The 23,835-nt window shown below is 43.5% G+C and carries 30 protein-coding genes and 1 riboswitch; of the genes, 16 read left to right on the forward strand and 14 right to left on the reverse strand.

Annotated elements, in window-relative coordinates; all coding sequences use genetic code 11:
* Positions 1-69 precede the first annotated feature (69 nt).
* The 9 genes from tenA to Q3W56_RS04475 all read left to right on the forward strand — a co-directional run bounded on the left by tenA (position 70) and on the right by Q3W56_RS04475 (position 7,135).
* The gene (tenA, locus tag Q3W56_RS04430) at positions 70-777 is read left to right on the forward strand and encodes a thiaminase II (RefSeq protein WP_019713986.1); all 708 of its coding nucleotides are present in this window, start codon (positions 70-72) and stop codon (positions 775-777) included.
* Positions 755-1,372, forward strand: a complete 618-nt coding sequence (tenI, locus tag Q3W56_RS04435; RefSeq protein ID WP_019714538.1) for a thiazole tautomerase TenI — start codon at positions 755-757, stop codon at positions 1,370-1,372. The genes tenA and tenI overlap by 23 nt, the downstream gene beginning before the upstream one ends.
* A complete protein-coding gene (gene thiO, locus Q3W56_RS04440) occupies positions 1,356-2,465 on the forward strand; it encodes a glycine oxidase ThiO (RefSeq protein ID WP_302894630.1) in 1,110 nt (369 codons plus the stop codon). The genes tenI and thiO overlap by 17 nt, the downstream gene beginning before the upstream one ends.
* Positions 2,465-2,665: a sulfur carrier protein ThiS gene (thiS, locus tag Q3W56_RS04445; protein WP_080010299.1), complete on the forward strand. Its 201-nt coding sequence runs from the start codon at positions 2,465-2,467 to the stop codon at positions 2,663-2,665. The genes thiO and thiS overlap by 1 nt, the downstream gene beginning before the upstream one ends.
* Positions 2,662-3,432, forward strand: a complete 771-nt coding sequence (thiG, locus tag Q3W56_RS04450; protein ID WP_166853616.1) for a thiazole synthase — start codon at positions 2,662-2,664, stop codon at positions 3,430-3,432. Before thiS ends, thiG begins: the two co-directional genes overlap by 4 nt.
* Positions 3,429-4,442, forward strand: coding sequence for a thiazole biosynthesis adenylyltransferase ThiF (thiF, locus tag Q3W56_RS04455; protein WP_302894631.1), 1,014 nt, complete (start codon positions 3,429-3,431; stop codon positions 4,440-4,442). Before thiG ends, thiF begins: the two co-directional genes overlap by 4 nt.
* Positions 4,443-4,457: 15 nt before the next feature.
* Positions 4,458-5,273 (forward strand): bifunctional hydroxymethylpyrimidine kinase/phosphomethylpyrimidine kinase, encoded by an 816-nt coding sequence (gene thiD, locus Q3W56_RS04460; protein ID WP_302894632.1) that lies wholly within the window; start codon positions 4,458-4,460, stop codon positions 5,271-5,273.
* A 135-nt stretch (positions 5,274-5,408) separates the two neighbouring features.
* Complete coding sequence (gene fabI / locus Q3W56_RS04465) at positions 5,409-6,185, forward strand: enoyl-ACP reductase FabI (RefSeq protein ID WP_019713992.1); 777 nt, start codon at positions 5,409-5,411, stop codon at positions 6,183-6,185.
* A 104-nt stretch (positions 6,186-6,289) separates the two neighbouring features.
* On the forward strand, positions 6,290-7,135 hold the full coding sequence (locus Q3W56_RS04475) for a CotO family spore coat protein (protein ID WP_483298518.1): 846 nt from the start codon (positions 6,290-6,292) through the stop codon (positions 7,133-7,135).
* A 293-nt stretch (positions 7,136-7,428) separates the two neighbouring features.
* Here the strand turns inward: Q3W56_RS04475 and Q3W56_RS04480 are convergent, their stop codons facing one another.
* From Q3W56_RS04480 to Q3W56_RS04500, 5 genes are all read right to left on the reverse strand, one after another.
* Positions 7,429-8,229, reverse strand: a complete 801-nt coding sequence (locus Q3W56_RS04480; RefSeq protein WP_302894633.1) for a hypothetical protein — start codon at positions 8,227-8,229, stop codon at positions 7,429-7,431.
* Positions 8,222-11,899 (reverse strand): multicopper oxidase domain-containing protein, encoded by a 3,678-nt coding sequence (locus tag Q3W56_RS04485; protein ID WP_302894634.1) that lies wholly within the window; start codon positions 11,897-11,899, stop codon positions 8,222-8,224. The genes Q3W56_RS04480 and Q3W56_RS04485 overlap by 8 nt, the downstream gene beginning before the upstream one ends.
* Positions 11,900-11,931: 32 nt before the next feature.
* Complete coding sequence (locus Q3W56_RS04490; protein WP_302894635.1) at positions 11,932-12,219, reverse strand: hypothetical protein; 288 nt, start codon at positions 12,217-12,219, stop codon at positions 11,932-11,934.
* Positions 12,220-12,240: 21 nt separating this feature from the next.
* Positions 12,241-12,723 carry a hypothetical protein gene (locus Q3W56_RS04495; protein WP_302894636.1) on the reverse strand — a complete coding sequence of 161 codons (483 nt, stop codon included), beginning with the start codon at positions 12,721-12,723 and terminating at the stop codon, positions 12,241-12,243.
* A gap of 265 nt (positions 12,724-12,988) precedes the next feature.
* On the reverse strand, positions 12,989-13,324 hold the full coding sequence (locus Q3W56_RS04500; RefSeq protein ID WP_302894637.1) for a hypothetical protein: 336 nt from the start codon (positions 13,322-13,324) through the stop codon (positions 12,989-12,991).
* 471 nt (positions 13,325-13,795) lie between these two features.
* On the opposite strand from Q3W56_RS04500, the gene Q3W56_RS04505 reads away from it, so the two are divergent.
* Both Q3W56_RS04505 and Q3W56_RS04510 read left to right on the forward strand, forming a co-directional pair.
* A complete protein-coding gene (locus tag Q3W56_RS04505; RefSeq protein ID WP_302894638.1) occupies positions 13,796-13,930 on the forward strand; it encodes a hypothetical protein in 135 nt (44 codons plus the stop codon).
* Positions 13,931-14,045: 115 nt separating this feature from the next.
* Positions 14,046-14,462, forward strand: coding sequence for a hypothetical protein (locus Q3W56_RS04510; RefSeq protein ID WP_302894639.1), 417 nt, complete (start codon positions 14,046-14,048; stop codon positions 14,460-14,462).
* Between the two features lie 355 nt (positions 14,463-14,817).
* Here Q3W56_RS04510 and Q3W56_RS04515 read toward each other — a convergent pair whose 3' ends face one another.
* The 5 genes from Q3W56_RS04515 to Q3W56_RS04535 form a co-directional block, all read right to left on the reverse strand.
* On the reverse strand, positions 14,818-15,261 hold the full coding sequence (locus tag Q3W56_RS04515; RefSeq protein WP_302894640.1) for a CotY/CotZ family spore coat protein: 444 nt from the start codon (positions 15,259-15,261) through the stop codon (positions 14,818-14,820).
* 163 nt (positions 15,262-15,424) lie between these two features.
* Entirely contained in the window at positions 15,425-15,886 is a 462-nt protein-coding gene (locus tag Q3W56_RS04520) for a CotY/CotZ family spore coat protein (protein ID WP_302894641.1), read from the reverse strand.
* A 148-nt stretch (positions 15,887-16,034) separates the two neighbouring features.
* Positions 16,035-16,526 carry a spore coat protein gene (locus Q3W56_RS04525; RefSeq protein WP_302894642.1) on the reverse strand — a complete coding sequence of 164 codons (492 nt, stop codon included), beginning with the start codon at positions 16,524-16,526 and terminating at the stop codon, positions 16,035-16,037.
* Positions 16,527-16,613: 87 nt separating this feature from the next.
* Positions 16,614-16,937: a spore coat protein gene (locus Q3W56_RS04530; RefSeq protein WP_302894643.1), complete on the reverse strand. Its 324-nt coding sequence runs from the start codon at positions 16,935-16,937 to the stop codon at positions 16,614-16,616.
* Positions 16,938-16,977: 40 nt separating this feature from the next.
* A complete protein-coding gene (locus Q3W56_RS04535; RefSeq protein WP_302894644.1) occupies positions 16,978-17,373 on the reverse strand; it encodes a spore coat protein in 396 nt (131 codons plus the stop codon).
* Positions 17,374-17,519: 146 nt separating this feature from the next.
* Between Q3W56_RS04535 and Q3W56_RS04540 the strand changes: the two genes are divergently transcribed.
* The 4 genes from Q3W56_RS04540 (at position 17,520) to spoVIF (ending at position 18,975) form a co-directional block, all read left to right on the forward strand.
* On the forward strand, positions 17,520-17,876 hold the full coding sequence (locus Q3W56_RS04540; protein ID WP_302894645.1) for a DUF1360 domain-containing protein: 357 nt from the start codon (positions 17,520-17,522) through the stop codon (positions 17,874-17,876).
* 280 nt (positions 17,877-18,156) lie between these two features.
* Positions 18,157-18,363 carry a hypothetical protein gene (locus Q3W56_RS04545; protein ID WP_302894646.1) on the forward strand — a complete coding sequence of 69 codons (207 nt, stop codon included), beginning with the start codon at positions 18,157-18,159 and terminating at the stop codon, positions 18,361-18,363.
* Positions 18,364-18,444: 81 nt separating this feature from the next.
* A complete protein-coding gene (locus Q3W56_RS04550; RefSeq protein WP_019714008.1) occupies positions 18,445-18,597 on the forward strand; it encodes a YjcZ family sporulation protein in 153 nt (50 codons plus the stop codon).
* 123 nt (positions 18,598-18,720) lie between these two features.
* Complete coding sequence (spoVIF, locus tag Q3W56_RS04555; protein WP_019714009.1) at positions 18,721-18,975, forward strand: sporulation-specific transcription regulator SpoVIF; 255 nt, start codon at positions 18,721-18,723, stop codon at positions 18,973-18,975.
* A gap of 74 nt (positions 18,976-19,049) precedes the next feature.
* On the opposite strand, the gene Q3W56_RS04560 is transcribed toward spoVIF, so the two are convergent.
* The gene (locus Q3W56_RS04560) at positions 19,050-21,329 is read right to left on the reverse strand and encodes an ATP-dependent helicase (protein WP_302894647.1); all 2,280 of its coding nucleotides are present in this window, start codon (positions 21,327-21,329) and stop codon (positions 19,050-19,052) included.
* A 119-nt stretch (positions 21,330-21,448) separates the two neighbouring features.
* Between Q3W56_RS04560 and Q3W56_RS04565 the strand changes: the two genes are divergently transcribed.
* On the forward strand, positions 21,449-21,703 hold the full coding sequence (locus Q3W56_RS04565) for a hypothetical protein (protein WP_029317022.1): 255 nt from the start codon (positions 21,449-21,451) through the stop codon (positions 21,701-21,703).
* Positions 21,704-21,778: 75 nt separating this feature from the next.
* Here Q3W56_RS04565 and Q3W56_RS04570 read toward each other — a convergent pair whose 3' ends face one another.
* The 3 genes from Q3W56_RS04570 to Q3W56_RS04580 are packed head-to-tail and all read right to left on the reverse strand — an operon-like array spanning position 21,779 to position 23,479.
* Complete coding sequence (locus Q3W56_RS04570; protein ID WP_302894648.1) at positions 21,779-22,201, reverse strand: GNAT family N-acetyltransferase; 423 nt, start codon at positions 22,199-22,201, stop codon at positions 21,779-21,781.
* A 3-nt stretch (positions 22,202-22,204) separates the two neighbouring features.
* A complete protein-coding gene (locus Q3W56_RS04575; protein ID WP_302894649.1) occupies positions 22,205-22,720 on the reverse strand; it encodes a YjcG family protein in 516 nt (171 codons plus the stop codon).
* A gap of 36 nt (positions 22,721-22,756) precedes the next feature.
* Positions 22,757-23,479, reverse strand: a complete 723-nt coding sequence (locus tag Q3W56_RS04580; RefSeq protein ID WP_302894650.1) for an esterase family protein — start codon at positions 23,477-23,479, stop codon at positions 22,757-22,759.
* Between the two features lie 167 nt (positions 23,480-23,646).
* A riboswitch (SAM riboswitch) is annotated at positions 23,647-23,769 on the forward strand.
* The last annotated feature ends 66 nt before the right edge of the window (positions 23,770-23,835 follow it).

Genomic DNA, 23,835 nt, shown 5'->3' on the forward strand with positions numbered 1-23,835 from the left:
TGCCAATTCCAAACCACTTTTCCTTGCGGGAAAGTGGTTTTTTTATTTATCAGACAGGGGGAATGACGTGTGAAGTTTTCAGAAGAATGCCGCAGTGCAGCCGCAGAATGGTGGGAGGGGAGCTTTGTCCATCCGTTCGTTCAGGGAATCGGTGACGGAACGCTTCCAATTGATCGTTTTAAATACTACGTGCTTCAGGATTCTTATTATTTAACGCATTTTGCGAAGGTGCAATCGTTTGGCGCCGCTTATGCGAAGGACCTTTATACAACGGGACGGATGGCAAGCCACGCTCAAGGTACATATGAGGCGGAAATGGCGCTTCATCGCGAGTTTGCGGAGCTGTTGGAAATCAGTGAGGAAGAGCGTAAGGCGTTTAAGCCGTCTCCTACGGCATACTCTTATACATCCCATATGTACCGTTCGGTTTTGAGCGGGAATTTTGCTGAGATCTTAGCGGCCCTGCTGCCATGCTACTGGCTTTATTACGAAGTTGGGGAGAAATTGCTGCATTGTGATCCGGGGCATCCGATTTATCAGAAGTGGATCGGCACATACGGCGGTGACTGGTTCAGACAGCAGGTCGAAGAGCAAATCAATCGGTTTGATGAGCTGGCGGAAAACAGCACAGATGAAGTGCGCGCCAAGATGAAAGAGAATTTTGTTATTTCCAGCTTCTATGAATATCAATTTTGGGGAATGGCCTACCGAAAAGAAGGCTGGTCCGACCGCGGCATAAAAGAGGTGGAGGAATTTGGAGCTTCACGCCATAACTGATGACTGCAAGCCGGTTGAAGAGTTAGCCAGAGCAATCATAGCTATTCGTAATGAAGTTGATTTTATACACATTCGGGAACGGTCAAAATCGGCAGCCGACATTTTGAAACTGCTCGGGCTTATTTCTGAAGGCGGTGTTGATAAACGAAAGCTGGTCATGAATGGGCGGGTGGATATTGCGCTTTTTTCTACGATTCATCGTGTGCAGCTGCCGAGCAGCAGCTTTTCGCCGAAGCAGGTCAGAGCCAGATTTCCTCACCTTCATATCGGCCGGTCGGTGCATTCACTTGAGGAAGCGGTTCAAGCAGAAAAGGAAGACGCTGACTACGTGTTGTTCGGCCATGTGTTTGAAACGGATTGTAAAAAGGGCCTTGAAGGCAGAGGTGTGTCATTGCTGTCAGATATCAAACAGCGGATTTCCATCCCGGTTATTGCGATCGGCGGAATGACGCCGGACAGATTAAGAGACGTAAAGCGTGCAGGAGCAGAAGGTATTGCAGTCATGTCGGGAATTTTTTCTTCCGCGGACCCTTTGGAAGCTGCCAGACGATATTCCCGCAAGCTAAAGGAGATGCGCTATGAAAAGGCATTATGAAGCAGTTGTCATTGGAGGCGGAATTATCGGTTCCGCGATTGCTTATCATGTAGCAAAGGTAAACAAAAACATCGCACTGTTTGAAAGTGGCATAATGGGCGGCAGAACAACAAGTGCCGCTGCCGGAATGCTGGGCGCCCATGCCGAGTGCGAGGAGCGAGACGCGTTTTTTGACTTTGCCATGCACAGCCAGCGTATGTACAAAGGTCTTGGAGAAGAGCTTTACGCATTATCCGGTATTGATATCAGACAGCATAACGGCGGTATGTTTAAGCTTGCGTTTTCTGAAGAAGATATGCTGCGGCTGAGGAAAATGGACGACTTGGATTCTGTCAGCTGGCTTACAAAAGAAGAGGTTTTAGAAAATGAGCCGTATGCGTCTGCTGACATTTTCGGGGCAGCCTTTATTCAGGATGATGTGCATGTTGAGCCTTATTTTGTTTGTAAGGCATATGCGAAAGCAGCAAAAGCGCTTGGGGCGGAGATTTTTGAGCATACTCCTGTCCTGCAAATCGAACGTGACGGTGAAGCGCTGTCCATTGAGACGCCGAATGGCAATGTATGGGCAGATCATGTCGTTGTCGCCAGCGGGGTGTGGAGCGGAAGGTTTTTTAAACAGCTCGGGCTGAACAATTCATTTTTCCCTGTAAAAGGGGAGTGCCTGTCTGTTTGGAATGATGAGATACCGCTGACAAAAACACTTTACCATGACCATTGCTATATCGTACCGAGAAAAAGCGGCAGACTGGTTGTCGGCGCGACGATGAAGCCGGGTGACTGGAGTGAAGCACCGGATCTTGGCGGACTGGAATCAGTTATGAAAAAAGCAAAAACGATGCTGCCTGCCATTCAGAATATGAAGGTGGATCGTTTTTGGGCGGGACTGCGGCCGGGAACAAAGGATGGGAAACCGTACATCGGCAGACACCCTGAGGACAGCCGTATTTTATTCGCGGCAGGCCATTTCAGAAATGGGATTCTGCTTGCTCCTGCAACGGGCGCTTTGATTGGTGATCTCATCATGAATAAAGAGGTCAATCAAGACTGGCTGCACGCATTCCGAATTGATCGCAAGGAGGCGGTTCAGATATGATGCTACAGCTGAACGGTAAAGAAGTGAAGTGGGAGAAAGACACAGGTACAATTCAAGACCTGCTGGCGTCTTATCAGCTTGAAAATAAAATCGTTATTGTTGAAAAAAATAAAGAAATTATCAATAAAGAACATTATCACGAGGTAGAGCTTTGTGATCGCGATGTCATCGAAATTGTCCATTTTGTAGGAGGCGGATGAGCATGTTAACAATAGGCGGGAAATCATTTCAATCAAGATTGCTGCTTGGCACGGGGAAATACCCATCGTTTGACATTCAAAAGGAAGCAGTGGCTGTTTCTGAGTCTGATATTTTAACATTTGCTGTGCGGAGAATGAACATCTTTGAAGCGTCTCAGCCTAATTTTCTGGAACAGCTTGATTTATCCAAATATACACTTCTGCCGAATACAGCGGGCGCCAGCACCGCTGAAGAAGCGGTCCGGATTGCAAGGCTGGCGAAAGCATCTGGCCTTTGTGACATGATTAAAGTTGAAGTCATCGGATGCAGCCGTTCCCTGTTGCCTGATCCTGTTGAGACATTAAAGGCGTCTGAACAGCTTCTTGAAGAAGGATTTATTGTGCTCCCGTACACATCGGATGATGTTGTGCTGGCAAGAAAGCTGGAAGAGCTTGGCGTTCATGCCATCATGCCGGGTGCATCTCCGATTGGATCGGGGCAAGGGATTTTAAATCCTTTAAATCTGTCATTTATTATTGAACAGGCGAAAGTGCCGGTCATTGTGGATGCTGGCATAGGATCGCCAAAAGATGCGGCATATGCAATGGAGCTTGGAGCGGACGGCGTACTTCTCAATACTGCTGTATCAGGCGCGAATGATCCTGTAAAAATGGCACATGCCATGAAGCTCGCGGTCGAAGCAGGGCGCCTTTCTTATGAGGCGGGGCGCATTCCGCTTAAGCAATACGGAACGGCAAGCAGTCCGGGAGAAGGTCTTCCTGTATGACGGACAGGTATTCCAGACAGGAGCTGTTTGCTCCGATCGGCCCAGCCGGCCAGAAGAAGTTGAAAGAAGCGCGCGCCGTGATCATCGGCGCCGGCGCGCTTGGAACAGCGAGTGCTGAAATGCTGGTCAGAGCGGGAGTCGGCTCTGTGAAAATTGCCGACAGAGATTACGTTGAATGGAGCAACCTGCAGCGCCAGCAGCTGTATACAGAAGATGATGTCAAAAAAGAAATGCCGAAAGCGGCCGCTGCTGAGCATCGTCTCCGTTCGGTTAACAGCGATGTCGATGTGACTGGCCTTGTTATGGATGTGACAGCGGAAAATATCTTCGAGCTGATTAAAGGCGCTTCGATCATTGTGGATGCGGCTGATAATTTTGAAACCCGCCTGATCGTTAATGATGCTGCGGTCAAAGAAGGGATTCCTTTTCTCTACGGTGCCTGTGTAGGGAGCTACGGCCTCACCTTTACCGTAGTGCCGGGATCAACCCCCTGTCTGCATTGTTTGCTCGATACACTTCCGATTGGCGGAGCGACATGTGACACAGCGGGTATCATCAGTCCGGCTGTTTTGCAGGTATCGGTCTTACAGGTGACAGACGCGCTGAAGCTGCTGACGGGAGAGGAATGTGAGCCAGTGCTGCGCTCCTTTGACTTGTGGAAAAACGAACGGTCAGAGGTGAGAGCGGCGGGTCTCAAACATGACGCATGCCCAAGCTGCGGCACAATGGATTTACCGTTTTTGTCATATGAAAACCAAACAAAAGCGGCTGTATTGTGCGGCAGGAACACGGTGCAAATCAGATCCTCCTTTACAAAGGAAGCGAATCTTGAAGGGCTTGCTGGTCAGTTGAAGCAAGCAGGGCTTGAAGTAGCCGCGAACCCGTACTTAATTTCCTGCCGCTCGGCTAATATGAAAATGGTGCTGTTCCGGGACGGCAGAGCTTTAATCCATGGAACGAATGATATTGCCCGGGCAAAATCTATTTATCATAAATGGATTGGGTCATAAAAGGAGTGTAATGTAATGAGTATATATAAAGCATTGACAATTGCCGGCTCTGATTCAGGCGGCGGCGCAGGGATACAGGCCGATATTAAAACCTTTCAAGAGCTTGATGTTTTCGGAATGTCTGCGATTACGGCGGTAACCGCCCAAAATACGCTTGGCGTCCATGGGGTGTATCCGCTGACTGTAGAAGCGCTTAGACAGCAAATTGACGCTGTTGCCGAGGATTTGAGACCGGATGCCGTAAAAACGGGAATGCTCTGGAATGCCGAAATGATTGAAGAAGTGGCCAGAAAAATTGACGAGTACGGGTTTAACCGCGTGATTGTTGATCCGGTTATGATCGCAAAGGGCGGTGCATCCTTGCTGCACGATGAATCAGTTGCGACCTTAAAGGAGCTGCTCATTCCGAGGAGCTACGTGATTACGCCGAATGTTCCGGAAGCAGAAACGCTGACAGGAATGACAATCCGCTCGCTGGATGACCGAAAAAAAGCAGCGGAGCAGCTCGTAAAGATGGGAGCGCAGCATGTGATTATCAAAGGCGGCCACCAGCCTGAGGATCATCACATTACTGACCTTCTTTTTGATGGAAACATGTTTATGCAAATCAGCCATCCTTATATCGATACGGAGCATACCCATGGCACAGGCTGTACTTTTGCTGCGGCTTTAACAGCTCAAACCGCTAAAGGAGACAGCATTCATCAGGCGTTCGAGGTTGCGGCCAACTTTGTCCGCGAAGCGGTGGAAAATACGCTCGGCATCGGATCGGGCCACGGGCCGACAAACCATTTCGCCTTTAAACGAAACAGCTTAAACACAAGCCGATGAGATCACCAGTTGATGGTGGTCTCTTTCACGTTTGTCTATGGTAGCGCTTTTCATCTGGACAAGGTTATGATATGATAAGAATTAAGATCAGGTACTAATACTATGTCTTTATTAAATATAGGAGGCTTTATACATATGAATTTTTCACTTGAAGGCCGCAACATTGTTGTGATGGGGGTAGCCAACAAACGCAGTATCGCGTGGGGAATTGCGCGCTCTTTACATGAAGCAGGCGCACGTTTGATTTTCACATACGCAGGTGAACGCCTTGAGAAATCTGTTCATGAGCTTGCCGGAACGTTAGAACGCGATGATTCCATTATCCTTCCTTGCGACGTAACAAACGATGCGGAAATCGAAACTTGCTTCGCAAGCATTAAAGAACAGGTCGGTGTGATCCACGGTATCGCGCACTGTATCGCATTTGCCAACAAAGAAGAGCTCGTCGGCGAATACTTAAACACAAATCGTGACGGTTTCCTTTTGGCTCATAACATCAGCTCATACTCTCTGACAGCAGTTGTGAAAGCGGCACGTCCAATGATGACTGAAGGAGGAAGCATTGTCACTTTGACTTACCTTGGCGGAGAGCTTGTGATGCCGAACTACAACGTCATGGGTGTAGCGAAAGCTTCTCTTGATGCAAGTGTGAAATACTTAGCTGCTGACTTAGGAAAAGAAAATATCCGCGTTAACAGCATTTCTGCAGGTCCAATCAGAACATTATCTGCTAAAGGCATCAGCGATTTCAACTCTATCCTAAAAGACATCGAAGAGCGTGCGCCGCTTCGCCGTACGACAACACCTGAAGAAGTGGGCGATACAGCTGCGTTCTTATTCAGCGATATGTCCCGAGGCATTACAGGTGAAAATCTTCACGTTGATTCAGGTTTCCATATCACTGCCCGCTAAGCAAGCAGGATCTATGTAAGGCAATCCCGAAAAGGGATTGCTTTTTTATTTCTTCTGATTTTCAGCTTTCTGTCATATAGATAGAATATGACACAATCGGAGGGATGAAGATGTCTAATAAGAAACGAAACGCGGATAAAAAACCGCTCATGTATATTGTTCAGCCGGATTATGCAGAAACACGCTCATCCATGCAGGAGATTGTTATTAAAAAGAAAAACAGGTTTGCACCAGCAAAACCAGAATCAGAATCAGAACCAGAACAATCATTAACAGATGCAGAAAATGACACAAAAGAGAAAGAAGCAGAAATCGTTCAAAAAGCACGTCAAGTGCCGGATAAAACGGTCAATCAACAAGAGCAGCTTTTGAACGCAATAGAAAAGCAAAAGGAACACCTAATGAAGATTTCGGAGGGAAAACAGCGTAGATCTGTCGGTAAGGAGGATAAACGAATACAAGAATTAACAAAAAAGCAAGAGGATAAACTGCAAACCTCGAATAATATGGATGATCATTCACATCACACAAAGAATTCGGAAACTAATAATCAAGAATCCTCACATAAAAGCGAACGATCTGAATCTAACGGAGCTGACCTAATTAAAGGTGATGAAAAAAATATCAAAGGACCTGAAACTAAAGCTGAGCATCCAGAAAAGCAACCGGAAGCTGTACACAATATAAAAGCCGATGAAAAAGCTGTTTCGCATAAACGGATAAAAAAGCCAATGAGTAAGATGTCCATCCATGAAAAAATCGATTTTTTAACAAAGCTTCCGCATAATATGCCAAGAGCTTTGTGCCTAATAGAGTCTAAGGGCAAAACTTATAGAGGGGTAATTGTTGGTCGTAGAAACAATTCTGTCCTAGTTCGGACTACAGGAAATGGCGCCCCAACTGAGTTGTTGATAGATGATATTACGTCCTTACATCCATTAGGGTTTTAATAAGTGAGTACACTGCAGAAGTCCGCTTTTATAGAAAGCCAGCAAACCTGGCAGACAGATTTAAAATTAACACTCATGTATCAGTGTGTTTCGGTAAGCTCTTCCGAAACACACTGATTTTTTTGACTTGCGTCATCAAACATCACATACAAGGTTCAATTTGATAAAAAGTGACTGTTTTCGATCGAGAACATTTAGGACAACCTTTATGGGAATATAAAAGAACAAACAGGAAAAGCGTATCTTTCTTGGAATCACTTTTCCTGTTTGAGGTAAAATATCTTTTCTAATCATTATACCTTTATGAAACAAATGTCGTTTAAATGAAGGTCAACGATATCTTTTTTGGTGTTGATTTGAATTGAATCATCCTCTACACATTGTAAAGTGCCATCCATAAGGATGATTTGGCCTGAATCACCTTCTGCTAATTTGACTACAATCTTACAGCCTATAAAACTCTCTAAAAACAGATTCAGCTTAAGTCCGAAAAATAAATTGATTAAATATGGGCTTTTTGAGACGATCTCCCCAAAATGTAAGATGATTTCACGTCTCAAGCAAGTGTCAATATCAATTAACTCCTGAACGTGCCCCATGTGGCTACCATGATCATTAGTGTGCTGAACAAACCGAATTCTATTAAAAGGGATAAGGATATTCTCCTCAAAATCATCTAAAATAATGAAATCTAGCCCTGAATCAACAAAACCAGCAGTCACTATGTCTATTTCATCTCCGCATATCATCTCTACTTTTACATATTGGTTTCGAAGTGTTTGCATTTTTTGCTGCAATGCTCTGGTTTGATCTGGTTCCGGCCTATTTCCTACTGTTCTCAGCAGTTCGTTAACCTCTTCAATACAGGCCTGAAGCTCTTCGAGTTCTTCATGTGGCAATATGCTAGTTGGAGATGGGAATCTGGGCTGCGGTATTTGTTCCTGACATTGTTGTTCCTGACATTGAAACGGGGAACAAAAAAAACCTTCCGCTTCATCTGCAGATACACATTCAGGACAACGGAACCGATACCGAAAAGGGTGAAGCAACGGATCCGGACAATCATGTTCGAAAGAATGGCTGCTCTTATTCATTGTCAATGCCTCCATCCGCTGTTTTTAACGGAGCAAGCAGATCTGGTTTTATCTCATCTAGTACACGAATAATCCCCCATAATCCCAGTTCAATGTCCCAACGAATATTTCCAGATCTGTACATATAGTCTCCTGGGGTCCCGTAGTGACCGCCTGCTCCATTAATCAGTTCGAATGTGTCTTGCGAACCGGCTATATTTTGCCCTTTCATCGATACAACCTCTGAATTCAAATCGTTTCTGCTTCTTTGCCATTTGTGGCCATGAATTAAGAAGGTATGAGCTCTTGCCCGGTCTGCCGGTAAAATAAAGCGTACTTTTATTGGATCATCGGGATAAGCATAAAATATAGGTGTTGATGGGTCGCCGTGAACTTTAGAACTAAACACTTTATGAACATCTGGATCTTGTGCCAGACGATGGCTGAATCGTTCATTCCGGTAATTAAATCCGCGAGAACCTTGATCTTCAAAATCCTCAATTTCGTCGCTCTCCGGATCTGCGAATACGACTTGCGGATCGAGTATAAGATTATTATTCGCATCAAGCAATCTTGCTCCATCATGCATAATGATGGCAAATTCACGATATTCACCGATAAATGGATGGGAAATAATAACCTCCTGCCCCCCTGGGTTTACTTCTTTTCGTGTGATTGGATCTAAATAGGCTGAGCCTTGAGGTTCTGTAATTAACATTCCAAAAGCTCCATGGTGACGATGATTTCGAAGATCAGCCATATCCCATAGGTTGCAGGCTCCCACATCTTGATCGATAAACCACCTATAAGTGATACACTCACCTGGCCCAACGGTCTGATCCGGATTAAAACCGACTGTCGCTCCGTCTGAGCCTAAAACATCATATTCAACCAATTGCGGATGCATCGAGATTCTGCAAGACGGTGCAAATGGAGCTTCAACAGGAACTTCAGGATATTCATGAATAAGTTTATTGTGAAATTGATCAGGGTCAAGCTTGTTGTGTAATGTGATCTCAACACAATCACCAACATTTGCCCTGAGGATCAGCGGCTCTGGGTTACATGTCCCAGAACGTATATCTTCCTCCTTTTCAGCTAAGGCAAAAACAATGCCATGAGGGTCATGATCACCAAATTTGTTATACACAATATCTGCTTGTAACGCCACCACTTCAAACTTTCTCACTGGCGCATTTGTGTCACACGGCTGCCCAGGGGAGTCAGCTGGTGGCGGCAATTCACCGGTAGGGCAGGGGAGTTCCTTCGTTCTTTCTTTTGGGAAAGGCTGGTCAGGCAGCGGCATTAATTCAGGAATATATTCTTGATAAGAGCGCAGCAACCCCCATAATCCAAGCCATAAATCATCAAGAGCCCCAAAATGATAAAGGGTATCAAAGTCTCCCTTACCATCCATAAAAAATTCAAAGGTAAAGGCTTCAGCTATTCCGATATGCTGTTGCTGAACAATATCTGAGTCTAGGTCAGCGCGTTCCCGATGCCATCTCATTCGGTGCAGATTAAAGCTATGCGATTCTTCATGAGCGCCTTGAATCAAACGAAAACGGACCGGGTCACCATTATAGGTAGACAAAATTGGCGTAACCGGATCACCGTGAACGTAAGAGCTAAAGACATACGCAGGGTCGCATCCCGGCTGTTTTAAGCGGAACTGAAGAGGCTCATTTCGATAATTAATTCCCATAACGCCGGGATCGTCATGCGAGCTTGGAAAAGGCGGCGGATTAAGCGGACAACCATCTTTATCGAACAATAAAGCAAAGTCATGAACTTGAAGCATGAGCTCACGAAAATCAGGAATAAACGGATGCACGATCATTGCTTGAGTGCCTGATTGGATTTCTTCGCCAGTTTTGTTATCTAAGAAGGTTGAACCTCTTGCTTCGACCAGAACGGAAGCAAATACCCCATGCTGCTGGTGTTCATTGGCAAATAAGTGATCATGGAAAAATGTCGCTTTTAATTCTACGTCTGCAAACCATTGATAATGGATTGTCTGGCCGGGCAATACACTTGTATCATAATTCCATCCCACATTTGAACCGTCAGCACTCAGCGCATCAAATTTAACGAAATGGACATGCAGACCAGCTTCATACGTCCGTATGACAAGCTGAAATGCGTCTCCGCCAATCGTTTCAGGCAGTTTATTGGTAAACCTTATTCTCACACACTCCCCGGCATTTGCACGTATTGTTAACGGTTCCGGCGGTTTGCGTCCTGATAAAACATCCTCCTCATCCTCAGCAAGAAGGTATAAGCGTCCTTGGGGGTCATGCCAGCCTTCTTTGTTATAGACAATTGGCATTTGAACGAGCACAATATCAAAGTCCCTGACAGGAGCGCCCGGAGGGCATGGATTCGTAAAGGCGGCACCCGGAACAGCACGCGGATCAAATTGCTTAACCTCCAACTCAGTAGAAGGGCGTCCCCCTTCAATTCCGAGTGGAGGCCTCGGTGCTTTGCACCCAAAAGAACCCGGAATAAAATTAGGAAAACCCGGACGCTCTGCATTTGGCCTTGGCGGGGGTTCCCGATCAGGCAAAGGCTGTAGGGATGCGATGGGAACCCCATTTGGGTAACACTGGCTGCCATCTTGAAGGGTGTTAAAGGTTCGGTGTAATCCCCACATTCCCTCAGTGAAGTGTGGATATAAATGACAGTGAATAATAGAATCGCCAAAAGAGCCATGCAAGCTTCCAGCTCCATACAAAACAGCAATGGTATAAGAATTTTGCGGCGACACTGCTTGAACATCCAAAATCTCGGAGTCTTTGTCATGTTCCTCAAATTGCCATTGGTGAACATGCCAATGGAACGTATGGGTTTCTTTTGTTCCTCCATGGATCAGCCTGATTTTTATCGGATCATCTCTATAGGCACGCAAGATGGGAGTATCGGGGTCACCGAAAGTCCATGAATCATGATGCACCTCTTCACCGTCACAATCAGGACAAACGACGCCATGATGAATTAAGTTCACTCGATTTCGGTGAGGCTCTGAACGATAATTAATTGGGAATGTGCTTTCTGGCTGGAGTGTGTGTGGCCCAATAGGTGTTTGGCCAGCAAGATTCTTCACCTCAGTTTCATCATGAAAAAACCAAGCTAATTCACGAAAAGAGGGCAAAAATGGGTGATGAATATCAGCAGATACACCGCTGTTTATTGGCTCTCCTGTAATTGGATCTGTCCACCATGACCCGGCCGCTTCCACGATAAGGCTTCCAAACAGGCCATGGATATTGCTCCCTAACTCACTGGATAATGGATTTCCCAAGTCTGTGAAAATATGGATTCCTTCCTCGAACACTTCCCAATGGTAAACCTGTATCCCGCCGGGTGGACAGGGAGGTGCAGTTGAATCTTTATTGCAGCCTACAAAGGCGCCGTCAGACGTTTGAACATTGTACTCAGCACTCTGAATATGCATTGAAGTGTTAAAGGGAAGCTGGTTTTCAAATAAAATTTCTACTTCATCGCCAACATTTGCTCTAATGGTTAAAGGCTCAACCAAATCAACGGGCATAAAGGGGTTTTCAGCCACACATCGTTTTACTTTTTCTTCATTCTCTTTTAAGACATACATCATCCCGTTTGGATCATGGTCGCCATATTTGTTCATAACAATTCGTATGGGAATCGCGACAACATGGTACTTTCTTAGCAAAGTCAGTACCCTCCTTCCATCGTTTTATGGCATTAGCAAATATCTGGAATGGTAAATTCTTTATTCTCAATAAAGAAAACAGCTATATCATCGATATGAATCCTGAATACATGACCATCCAATTGTGTGACATTTGTTGTTTCTGATTCCAGTATGATGAAATCCCCTTCGACTTCTATAATTTCTCCGATAAAGGTGAAGGGATATTGTGCAGTTAGAATAAACGCTCTTTCTCCGATTCCTTCTTCAAACGCTTCACAAACAATGACTCTGCGAATGGCATTTATGCTTAATAAACGATCGACTTTATTTAATGACATGGAAAAGCTGCCCCCTGTTCTTTACGTTAATGAAATCCGTGTGCTGCAATCAAAGCGTGTGAAATGTGAAATTCTTTCTAACGGAAACGTTAAAGGTATTGGAAAACGGTTATAAGGAGCATTTGGCATTTTGATTATAACAGGGTTCAACGTAATAAAACCGTTTGTTACCTCATCAATAGTCCCGCAGAAAATCGGCCGGAATGTCTGCCCAAATAAATTCAACTGATCTTCTTGCATCACGAGTAAAATATCTTCACCTAATAAATCTAAGAAAATTTCATTTTCAGATAAAATTTCATTTGAGTGAATGAGATCACTTATTTCACTTACCGTAGATGAAAGTCTAACCGATTCATGCCTTGAACGGGATGAACTCTTTGAACGCTTGGGATGTTCCCTCTGATATCCTTCCTCAATTGTTGTTTTCACACTTTCCTCTCCAACACTTACACCATCAGGGAAATCAGGAACAAAAATTTTTGAAGGTCTCGCTCTTTTCATTGCTTCTTTTGTCCTCCTTCCAATTACCATCTAAATTTGATATTCCGCACCTATTGGTTATATATGTTAAGAACCCAATAGGGGTTCGCCTATTCAATATGTAAAAGTGGTAATAAAAATGTTGGATTTCATTATTTTATGAAATAAAAAAAGTGCGAATTCGCACTTTTACAATGGATGGGGTGAAAAGGCCGTAAAAATTTGAGTAATCAGCACTCATACATCAAGTGAGAGCCAGTTGCGAATCCGCACACCACCTAGCTATTTAAATGTGTTTAGTGGAAAAATCCTCCGCAGCGATTGCAAAAACGCTTGTTACAACGATGACATGATACAACCCAGCAATGACGGAAATCATGATGATCTTTGCATCGGCAGTCATGATGACGGTCTTTGCAGCTGCAGTCATGATGATCTTTACGACGGTCGTGATGATCATCTCTGCATCGGTCATGATGATGGTCTTTACAACGGTCGTGGTGATCGTCTCTGCATCGGTCATGATGATGGTCTTTACAACGGTCGTGATGATCATCTTTGCAGCGGTCATAATGGTGGTCTTTACGATGGTCGTGGTGGTCTTCTCTGCAGCATCGGTCATGTTTATCTCTATCAAACCGGTCAAATTTTACTCTATACATCCTTTTCCCTCCTATTCTAAGGATCTCTATATCATATGAAGTTAAAAATTTCATGTATCAGCAGTTATCTATTAATTACCATTTTTATTAAAAGTTTTATAGAATTTAGGAAACATATTATATATGCCTTGGCGCTTATGGTTTTTACTCATACATTAGGAATAAATAGAAAGAAGGAGAATGATATATGAGTTATGTCAGGAAGAAGAGAAGAATGTCATCAAATGAAAAAGTGCTAAAAGGAGTCCTCTGCAACGTAGGAACAGATTTTGTAGATATCCTGTTAACGGATCATACCGTTATGACTATCCTTAGAAGCCAAATCAAAAAAATTAATTGGTGTGATTCAGAGTGCCGTCCTTGCCCAATTTGTCAACATAGTGATTGTAGTTGTGAATATCATCATAATTGCCAGGATGATGTTCACCACGATGAGGATTGCAGTTCACATCATGAACACGACTGCCCGCGAAACCCACATCATCACTGCACATGTATGGATTATTTGCATCATCAACCAATTAGAAACCATGGTATTCCTTTGTGTGACGATAGGGTTCAATTAAGGCTGGCAGGATTAACATCAAATTTTAACTTTCAGTTATTTCGATTTAAAGGCTGTTTAGTTGAAATTGAGCTTCTGGATAAGATGGGTAATGGACAATAGTTGGGGGGACAAACATGAGAAGAATCAACCGGCGTAAACAAGAGGCGGAAGATAACACCAGTACAGTGAAAGGAACTATATGTAATGCGGGCATTGATTTTGTAGATGTGTTATCTAAAGATGGTCGTGTGACAACAATATTGGTTGATCGAATTGATAAAATACATTGGGTTGATCCAGATTGCAACCCGTGTGACGGTGTTTGCTGCATTGAATGTGACATTTGCGAGCGCTCAAACTGTGATGGCCACAACTGTAGCTGTTATCAATACTTTCACGACCAGCCGGTGGAAACAATCTATTTAGACGGACACCGCATTCCTAATTGTGATCACATCCAGTTTAGAAGACACAGAGGAGTATTTCCGCATTTAAGTTTTGAACTGTTTCGTCATATTGGGTGCGAGGCAGAAATTCATGTTTCGGGATAATTAAAACGTATGTCTCATATGCATTCTTTCAGACTGTCGCTTTGGCAGTCCTTATTTTATTCAATTGAGTATACATAACTCCAAAGGAAACATCACCCTGGCTTTTTGTTTGTGAGCAGCTTTACATCGTGCTGTCTTTTGAATTTGTTTCTGCATGCAGATGACTTGCCTTTCAGTTTGTCGATATTCTCCTTGTCTTTCCCGTCATGAAAGGATCCTATTTACAGGCTGCATTTCTGTTTTTGTTTATTCTTCTATATTATTATTGAGTTTTTTTCACAATATAAAAACTTCCCTCTAAACCATCTGTCTGTTTAGAGGGAAGGATATCAAATTGCGGCTCTTCCCCTTTTCATTAACCAAGATTGCGGTTAATTAATCGTGGGTTTAGACACTTAATAGCACAAAAATGATTTAAATCCACTTCGATGCAGTAATGTGTTTTTTCCAGTCTGAATAATTCACAGACTGTTTCTTTTTCGGCGAAGTCCAGGATTTCTCTTTGTTCATTAAATGCAATCAGTAAGGAGAGCGTTGCACAGCAACCGTTGACCTTTTCTACCTTGAAGAAAATCGTATTAAAGCATGGTCCGTTATCCAGTCCGCCAATATTTCCGAAAGCGAGAAATGGTTTTGATTTTGATGTGAATAGAACAAAGGGCACAGTATCGCCTAAGTTATGGTTGGGAGAGAGGAGTTTTGTATCGCAGCCTGTCGGACAATCCTCTTTAACTGCATTTTGAAGCTCATCAATATTTTCTATTGCTTCACATACGCAGTTTACTGATTTTTGACTCATATTATCCCTCCTGTCTATAGAGTTTGATGATCTGTTATATAATATTGAGCTTCAGCTGCTCTTTCACAAGGCAGCTGAATCATTCGAGATTCGTATCAGTAGAAGAGGCTGGAAGGGGAATTCTTATAAAGATACAAATCATTGTCGCATAAGCCCTTTGCTATTATCTAGGAGGCGTACGGTCAACTAATTCTGGCGAGAGGCATTGAATAGCACAGAAGCATTCGAGATTAACTTCGATACAAAAGTCAGTCTTTTGAAGCCCGAAAAAGTCCTCATCGCAAGGGTGGCAGACACTCAACGTTTCTCCATCAGCATCGACAGGCCGTAAAATCGTCAATGTCGCACAGCAGTCGCATAGTTTTTCAACGCGGAAGAAAATAGACTCAAAGCATTGTAAATCATCCACAAAACCTCCAATGTTTCCGAATGTGGAGAACAATCCGCCTTTTTCATCGAACAAGAGAAACGGAATTGTGTCTTTACCGATAATCATCGGATTTAAAAGGTTAGTATAGCAGCCAGTCGGACACTGTTCTTCAACTGCCTCCTGCTCTGCTAAAATCTTCTCGACTGCATCGCATACGCAGTTTTCATTCCGGCCATGGTTTTTTCCGCAGCTCATTGATTTCAGCTCCTTCTTTATAGGGTATTTGACTTTAGTCCTTAACAACATATGTACCCGTGCCCCACTTGGTGTGGGTGAACGTCTATATATTCATCATATGCTTGGAAAATAAAAAAAGCAGAGCTTTTTTGCTCTGCTTTTAAGTTTAGAGGATTCCGATAGCGATGATAACTGCAACAAGAATTTGTACAAGTAGCTGAATTGATAATGCAACATCTGTATCCTCAGTAGTAACGTTTACATTCCGGGAGTTCTCGATAACAAGTTTTTGGCGGTTGGCCTGTTTGTTTACTGTTTTCTCCATTAAGTCTTGGATCACTTCATCTGCTAGCTCGCCGTCTGCGATAGAAATATTTACAATAACAGCTATAGCTACTTGAATCGCTAATTGAATAGAGACTGCAACTTGTGTATCACTTGTTCGTACATCAATATCACAAGAATCCCTAACAATAATCAATTCCTCTGAAATTTGCTTGTTGATATTTACCAAATCAGCATCTTGCAGAATATTGGGGTCATTATGGTGGCCGCTAGAACAATGATTTGATGCACAGACAGACTCCCTTTGATTATTTTCCCCAGGGTGTGGACATGTACGGTCTAGCGCCACCCATGAATATGGCTTAGATTCCATTTTTATTTCCTCCTTCCGTTTACTTTTAGTAAATGATGAATCGATTCATTTTGTGTAAGGCATATATCATGGTAAAAACAACCATTTTTATTCATTGCCTTTTTCACGTGCTTTCTTTTGTCTGATACGTTCGCGAAGTGCATTTTTTCTTGATGCTTTAACGGACTTTTCGTTATTTTGATCATTATCCTGCTGCCTATCCTGTGTCTTTTTAACAAATTCATCTGCTTTTCTTTGTAAGTCCTGAACCATTGCTAAAATGGTTTCTTTTTGGCTATTTGTCAATTCTCTCTTCGCTTCATCTGTAATATTGTGTTTTGCAAATACATCTGAAACTAATAATTTTGTGAGAGGGTCTATATCAACATTAATGCCACTGTTTGTTGTTTGGTTTTTTTCATTTTCGGCCACTTCAATTCACCTCATCTTTTAAAGATTTAGAAAGAAAGGGCTAAAGAATGTCGGCTTCTACCATAAGTGCATTTAATATTCCGATTAATAGGTTGACAGATGCCATGATATCAATTGCGGAGAGTGTGATTGTCACGTTATAACAATTTTCAATTTTAATTTTTACCCTTTTTTGAATACGTGATCCGGTCCGTGTCAATATATCGCTAGCTACAAGATCAGCCACATCTTCATCTGTAATCAAGAGCTGGACAATAGCTGAAATTAAGGCTGATATAGCCGATTGAATTGAAAGGGCAATCGCAGTGGCTGATTTATTAATTGTAATGTTTTCAGAATCAACGATTTCAATATAATTGTCTTCTTCATTGGATAATTCCTCAAACATTTGTAAGTAGAGTGAGTCGAATTTTTCTTCAACAGACAAAACCTTCACTCCTTTCTTATCTATACCATAGTAAATGCAACGACAACCTAAAGTGGAATAAGAAAATTAACTATTTTTTTAGAGGACAAGATACAAAATCATGAAAGCTAGGGATTCAGCATATATGTGAAAGGGATAATGAAAGGAGTGAACAAGTGGTTACTAATTGGCTGTCTCTTTTCCTTCTTTCGCTTGCGGTCTTTCGGCTGACTCGACTCTTGGTGTTTGACACGATAATGACGCCACTTCGCAACCTGTTTCATGAAGAGAAGGAGGAGAAGGATGCGGACGGGAATATGGAAACGTATATTGTCATTAAGGGAACAGGCATGAGGGCCTTTATCGGTGAATTGCTGAGCTGCTATTGGTGTACAGGTGTGTGGTGTGCCGGTTTTTTGATTTTGTCCCGGGCTTTGATCCCGCAAGTGGCGCAGTGGCTGATTTTACTGCTGGCGATCGCCGGTCTGGCCGGTATTATTGAAACCCTTATATCAAAATGGCTGCAGGAATGAGGCGTTCCCTCCAGCAACATTCCGTCAGTATCCACATAAAGTAGCATATATGACATAAGGAAAGGAAAGGATCAAAGTGAATCAATCCAATAAACCTTCCCAAAAAACTCCATATACAGATTCATCGTCTCAAACAAAAAAGATCAAAAAGAAAGGCTGCGGGTGCGGAAATAAAAAGAAAAAGCCTCAATAGCGTGGCAACGAAAACCGGAGATCTCCGGTTTTTTGTTTTTTTAACGGAGCGGTCTCGTTCAGCATATATCTAAGTGGGGGGATAGCAGTGAATGAGTTCGAAAATTGGATAGAAGGAAAATATGAACCTCACGAACAAAAGCAAAAAAAGCATGAAGACATCTTGAGCAACATCAGAAAAGAATTGGATGCATTCGACGAAGCAGGCCTGGCGTTTGAAGAGGAGATTGAAGAGCTGACAGAAAAAACCGAAGCTTTACTAAAAAAACAACAGGCTCAGCATGACCCATCGTAAATCCGCAAGCGCCCTATGCGAATATCCAAGCCGAATAAAATGACTCACATAGTGTATAAAGAGTAAAGGAGGTGCTTATCTATGGGCTATGGATTCGGAGGCGGCTACGGCTGTGGCGGCTACAGCGGTTATGCTGGCGGTTACAGTGGTGGCGGCTATGGTTCAACATTTGTTCTATTGGTCGTATTATTCATTCTGCTTATCATCGTGGGTGCATCTTTTTGTAACTTCTAAGGTGAATTGAGGAAGTGCGGGTAACACCCTGTGCTTCCTTGCCTTGTTTATTTTTTTATGGAAGCACATTGAATAGTGTACATTCATACAATACCATATCACTCCGCCAAAAGGAGGCGCATTATGGATAATCAATTTTTTAAGAACATCGAAAAGAAAACAGGCGTCAATATGCAGGATGTCATGAATCTTGCCGGCTCTCTTCAAAATGCCAATTTTAAAGACGAAAACACAGTGCGCAGCGTGATTAGCCGTGTAGCACAACTGGCAAACAGACGCGTGCCGAAAGAATTAGAAGATAAAATTGTGCAATCCATTACAAGCGGTAAAGAAAAGCTTGATTTTGGAACCATTTCTAAAATGCTGGATAATAAATAAGCGAATGGCCTGGCTGACTTTTTCAGCGGGCCTTTTTTACAGAAGAAAAAACCCAGCAGATCACTGCCGGGCTGTTAGTTGTGCAAGGGCTGTCTTACTTGCTGTAATAACGGATACAAAAATCTTGAACGGTGAGCCGTTTTACCGCGCCTGTTGGCGGGACAAGACAAATATAAATGTTGTTTTGCCCGGGTCATCGCTACATATAAAAGGCGCCTTTCTTCCTCAAGTGGAGCTTCATCTCCTTTTCTCGCTGTTTCTAATGAGAAATCGTGAGGAATTGAGCCATCTACCGCGCCTAACACGTAGACGGTTTTAAATTCAAGGCCTTTTGACCGGTGAATGGTCATTAGCTGAACGCCATTTTCAACTGTTTTGTTTTTCTCAGAAGCTCTCATATGGTCAACGTGGGCGAGAAAGTCAGGAATCGTTTTGAATTTCTTGGCGACGACCTTGATGTCACGCAGGTCGTCGGATCCTTTTTCCAGCTTATTGCCCTCATTACCCCGTTTTTTTAAATACTCCGAGAAGCCCATTTTTCCTTCTGCAAAGGTGATCGCTTCCACCGGCTTCATCGTGCGGAGGCTTGCGAAAAACGGTACAATCTTCTTGATTTTGTCCAGCTGGAACGGCTTTAGATCAGGCAGTTTGACCAGCGCTTTAATCATGGTGCAGTCCTCGGTAATCGAGAGCGCCTTCAGTGTGTTCAAAGCAGACTGTTTTAAGAACAAGGCTGGCAGCAAGTGCTTCATCGCCTCAGTGTCATCCTCATTTTGGCTGGCGTACAAGTATGCGAGAATCTGGCGGACAATCCGTCTGCTGTAAAACGACTGTACGCCGCGGTCTGCTGTATACGGAATTGACGAATGATGAAGCCTTTCGTATATGGCACGGCCTCCGCTGTTTGTGCGGTAGAGAACTGCAAAGTCTTCAGGGCTCGCCCCGTTTTGGATTTTTTCTTTGATATCGGAAACTACCATTGTGGCTTCTTCCTCTTCGTCATAAGGATAAAACAGCACAGGGGCCTGGACGTCATCACGCGCCGCTTCAAGCATTTTGGCATACCTGTTTTTGTTCTTTTTCACGACGGTATCAGCGCTGAATACGATCGGATGCGTAGACCTGTAGTTTGCAGTTAAATAGATCGTCTTCGCTTCAGGATAATCCTTTTGAAAATCAAGAATAAAGGACGGATTACTTCCCCGAAACGCGTAGATGGACTGGTCATCGTCCCCGACACAGCACAGATTTTGCTCCGGACTGGCGAGCATTTGCATGATTTTATATTGAACCGGGTTAATGTCCTGAAACTCATCAATTAAGATATAGGTAAACCGAGATTGATATTGTTCGAGAAGATCCGGCCGATCGATAAACAATTCATAGCAGGCGGATGCCATATCATCAAAATCAAACTGATTGTGTTCTTTTTTTTGGCGTTCATAATGTTCATATAAACGATAGACTTGTTTTTCCCACTCATCTTGCAAAGGAATGCGTTCATTCGGCACATAAGTGTTTTTCCAGAAACCGATCTGCTGCAAGGCCTGATCAACGGGGAACTCCTTCTCATCTATGCCTTCTTCATAGAGTGCTTTTTTGATATATTGTTCCCGCTGCCATTCCATTTTCAGCAGATGCTCGCCGTTCCATTTATTAGAATCATAGTGATACAAGATTTTATAAAACAAGCTATGGAATGTTCCGGTGACAAGCCGTCTCACTTTTGCCGGCTGTAATCCGTACTGCTTCGCCATACGATCTTTCATTTCAGCGACAGCTTTTGTTGTAAAGGTGACGAGCAGCATGTGTTCCGGCGGTATGCCCAAGTGTTCGATCATGTGGGCGGCGCGCGCCGTTAACACCCGTGTTTTCCCGCTTCCCGCACCTGCAAGCACTAGCAGCGGGCCTTCCGTTTCTGTGACAGCTTTCAGCTGATCCGAGTTCAAGCCGACAGACGGAAAAAGACTCGTATCAGGTTTTATTGTTTTTTGTACAAAGGGTGTTCCGGGTTTAATGCTTCTAGGCCGCTTCCATTCCGTGGCAGCTGAAGACGAGTCATCAGTGATCGCTTTTCCCTTGGGTAAACGAAAGACACCGAATTCCTGATCATCTTCTTTTTTCTCTTCTTTAATGGGTTTCGTTTCGCAGGCCTTTTCACATGCCGGAAAATCGCCTGGCTGGCGGTGGATAAACTCCGGCGGATCGGCGATGTTGAGCCTTAACAAGACGGGTTTTCCGCAATGAGAACAAAATAAACGTCCTTTTATTCCTTCTTCAAAGAGGAATTGGTAATGTTCTCTCGAATATGTATGTAAATGGATGGTTCGATCATTCAGTCGGGCGCATTTCAAACAGGGATCCTCCCAATCAAAAAAAGGTGTTCATTACAGACAAAGACTATCATATCAAAAGAAACGCGTTTCAAAAAGTCAGTTTAAGGGAAAAGGAACAGCAGAAGGGTGGGTATCGCATGATATATGCAGGTCAAATTCAGAACCAGCAATACGCTCAATATGCAAATAGGACGATTGGACACAAGCAGGATTACGCCGGAACCGAAAAAATCAATTATGTCTCGTTTCAGCGGGTATACAAGGAACTTGAAAAGCAGCAGGAGAATCAAACAGCCGCTGAAAGAAAAGTAAACGAGACAAAACGTAAGCGCTCTCTTTATAAGAGATTTCGAGAAAAAGGGATGGGCACTTATATTAATCGATATGTATAAAAAACCGTTCATATCCAGAGAGAACGGTTTTTAATGTGCGGAAAAAATCCGGATCTCAATAGACCCGGATGCTGTTTAGTCCTTAATCATTTGTAAGTGGGGAATGCCGGCATCGAAAAATTCTTTTTCAGAAAGAACGCGATACCCGTGTTTTTTGTAAAACGGCACGGCCTGCGTTTGCGCGTTTAAAATGAAACCGGAAGCGCCGCCGTCTGAAGCCGCTTTTTCGAGTGCCTTCATAATGATGCCGCCTACGCCGGAGGAGCGATGGCTTTTCAATACGCAAATCCGTTCTAGCTTGCCGTAGCCGTCCTTCATACGCCATCTTCCGGCACCGACAGGCGTTTCGCCGTCATACACAACGATATGCTCCGACTCATTTTCAAGTTCGTCAATTTCTTCTTCAGCAGGCACGTTTTGTTCTTTGACAAAGACTTCTTCTCTTACAAGAAATGCATCTTTCATTTGTTTTTCATTTTTTGCGATAACTGCTTCCAAATACTATTCTCCTTTGCCTAGCAAAAAGGTTTCATATACTGTCCACGATCCATTATCCAGCTGGTAAAGCAAGTGGAAACGATCAACGATTTCTTCATGCGACACTTCCTGCATTTTTAATTGACCGAGGACATCCGAATGCTCATCGTCGGAAAGGTTTTGGCCTACCGTCACATGCGGAACAAAAGCGTATTCCTGTTCACCAGCCAGCACACCGGTGTATAGCTTTTCATTGAGTGTTTTTAGTTCTTCCGTCGGCTCTGCTTTGATGTAAATGACATTATTAACAGGAGCAAATGAGCTGTATTTTGTCATTTTGAGAACGACCGGATGGGACTCCTTTGCGATGTTTCTCAGATGTGATACAAGCTGATCCGCTTTCTCCTCCGTCAATTCAAACGATGTTCTTAGCGTCAAATGGGGCGGGATCAGGGAATAGCTTGGATCATAGCGCTTTCTGTAAGAGTTCGCAAGGTCTTGGAGTTTTTTTGATGGAAATAAAACGATTCCGTATTTCATATTATGTCCCTCCTGGAAATAAAGTATGATTGAGTATTAAAGCATTTTTTTCAGGGCCGGCGTGATAAGCGGCTGCCAGTATGTCCACTTATGGTCTCCGTCAAATGGTTCAAAATCATAATCGGAAAGCTTCTTCTCCAGCAGCTGTTTCAGCTCACGGTTCGGTTCTGTAAAGTCCAGAATGTTCCCGTCAGTCGTGTGGACGTCAGTTTCTTTCGTGCCGATTTGGTGATAAATAGAGAGGTGTTCGATATTGTCCGACTGCTTCACGGCCTCCAATACATGCTTGTCAACATAGGGAGACTGCATAATGATGTTTCCGAACATATTCGGATAATCGAGTGCTGTCATGAGCGATATGGTCGCTCCGAGCGAATCGCCGATCAGCGTGCGTCCGTAGCCGACATGATAAGTAGGATACTCATCATCCGCAAACGGTACGAGCTCATGGGCGATGAACCGTTTATACGCTGAAAACTTGGAGCCCTCCGGATGATAGGTTTTTCTGCGTTCATCAACATCCTTATAAGGAACACCGATAATAATACTCCGGTCAATTTCACGTTTGGACAGCAATTCCTCGACCTGTCTGCCAATTCTCCCCAGCCTGAAATAATCGTGGCCGTCCTGCGCGATAATAACATGGTATTTATAAAGGGGGGAGTAGTTGGACGGCAGATAAACGAGCAATGTCATTTCCTCGTTAAGCTCTTTGGAAAAGAATTTCTTTTCTTGTACTGTGCCGTTTTTCGGTGCCATAATACATTCCTCCAGGACATCACTAGACTTTCTTGCTGTTTTCCATTATTGTACCATGAATTATTAGAAATTTCTCTCTTTAAACGGTTCGGAATTCGAAGAAAAAAGAGTTGAAATAAACTGCAAATTGCGCTAATATAAAACAATCAGAAAATTAAAACCGATATTTCTTATCGTGAGAGGTGGAGGGACTGGCCCTTAGAAACCTCAGCAACCGGCTTGTTTTGCATATGTGCAAAACGCCAAGGTGCTAAATCCAGCAAGCGTTTTTTATGCTTGGAAGATAAGAAGAAGCGTTAAACCCCTTCTTCTTATGAAGAAGGGGTTTTTATTATGAAAAGGGAAGGTGTCAGCTA

The sequence above is a fragment of the Bacillus sp. C28GYM-DRY-1 genome, from assembly GCF_030519405.1.
In the GTDB taxonomy this organism is placed as follows: Bacteria; Bacillota; Bacilli; order Bacillales; family Bacillaceae; genus Bacillus; species Bacillus spizizenii_A.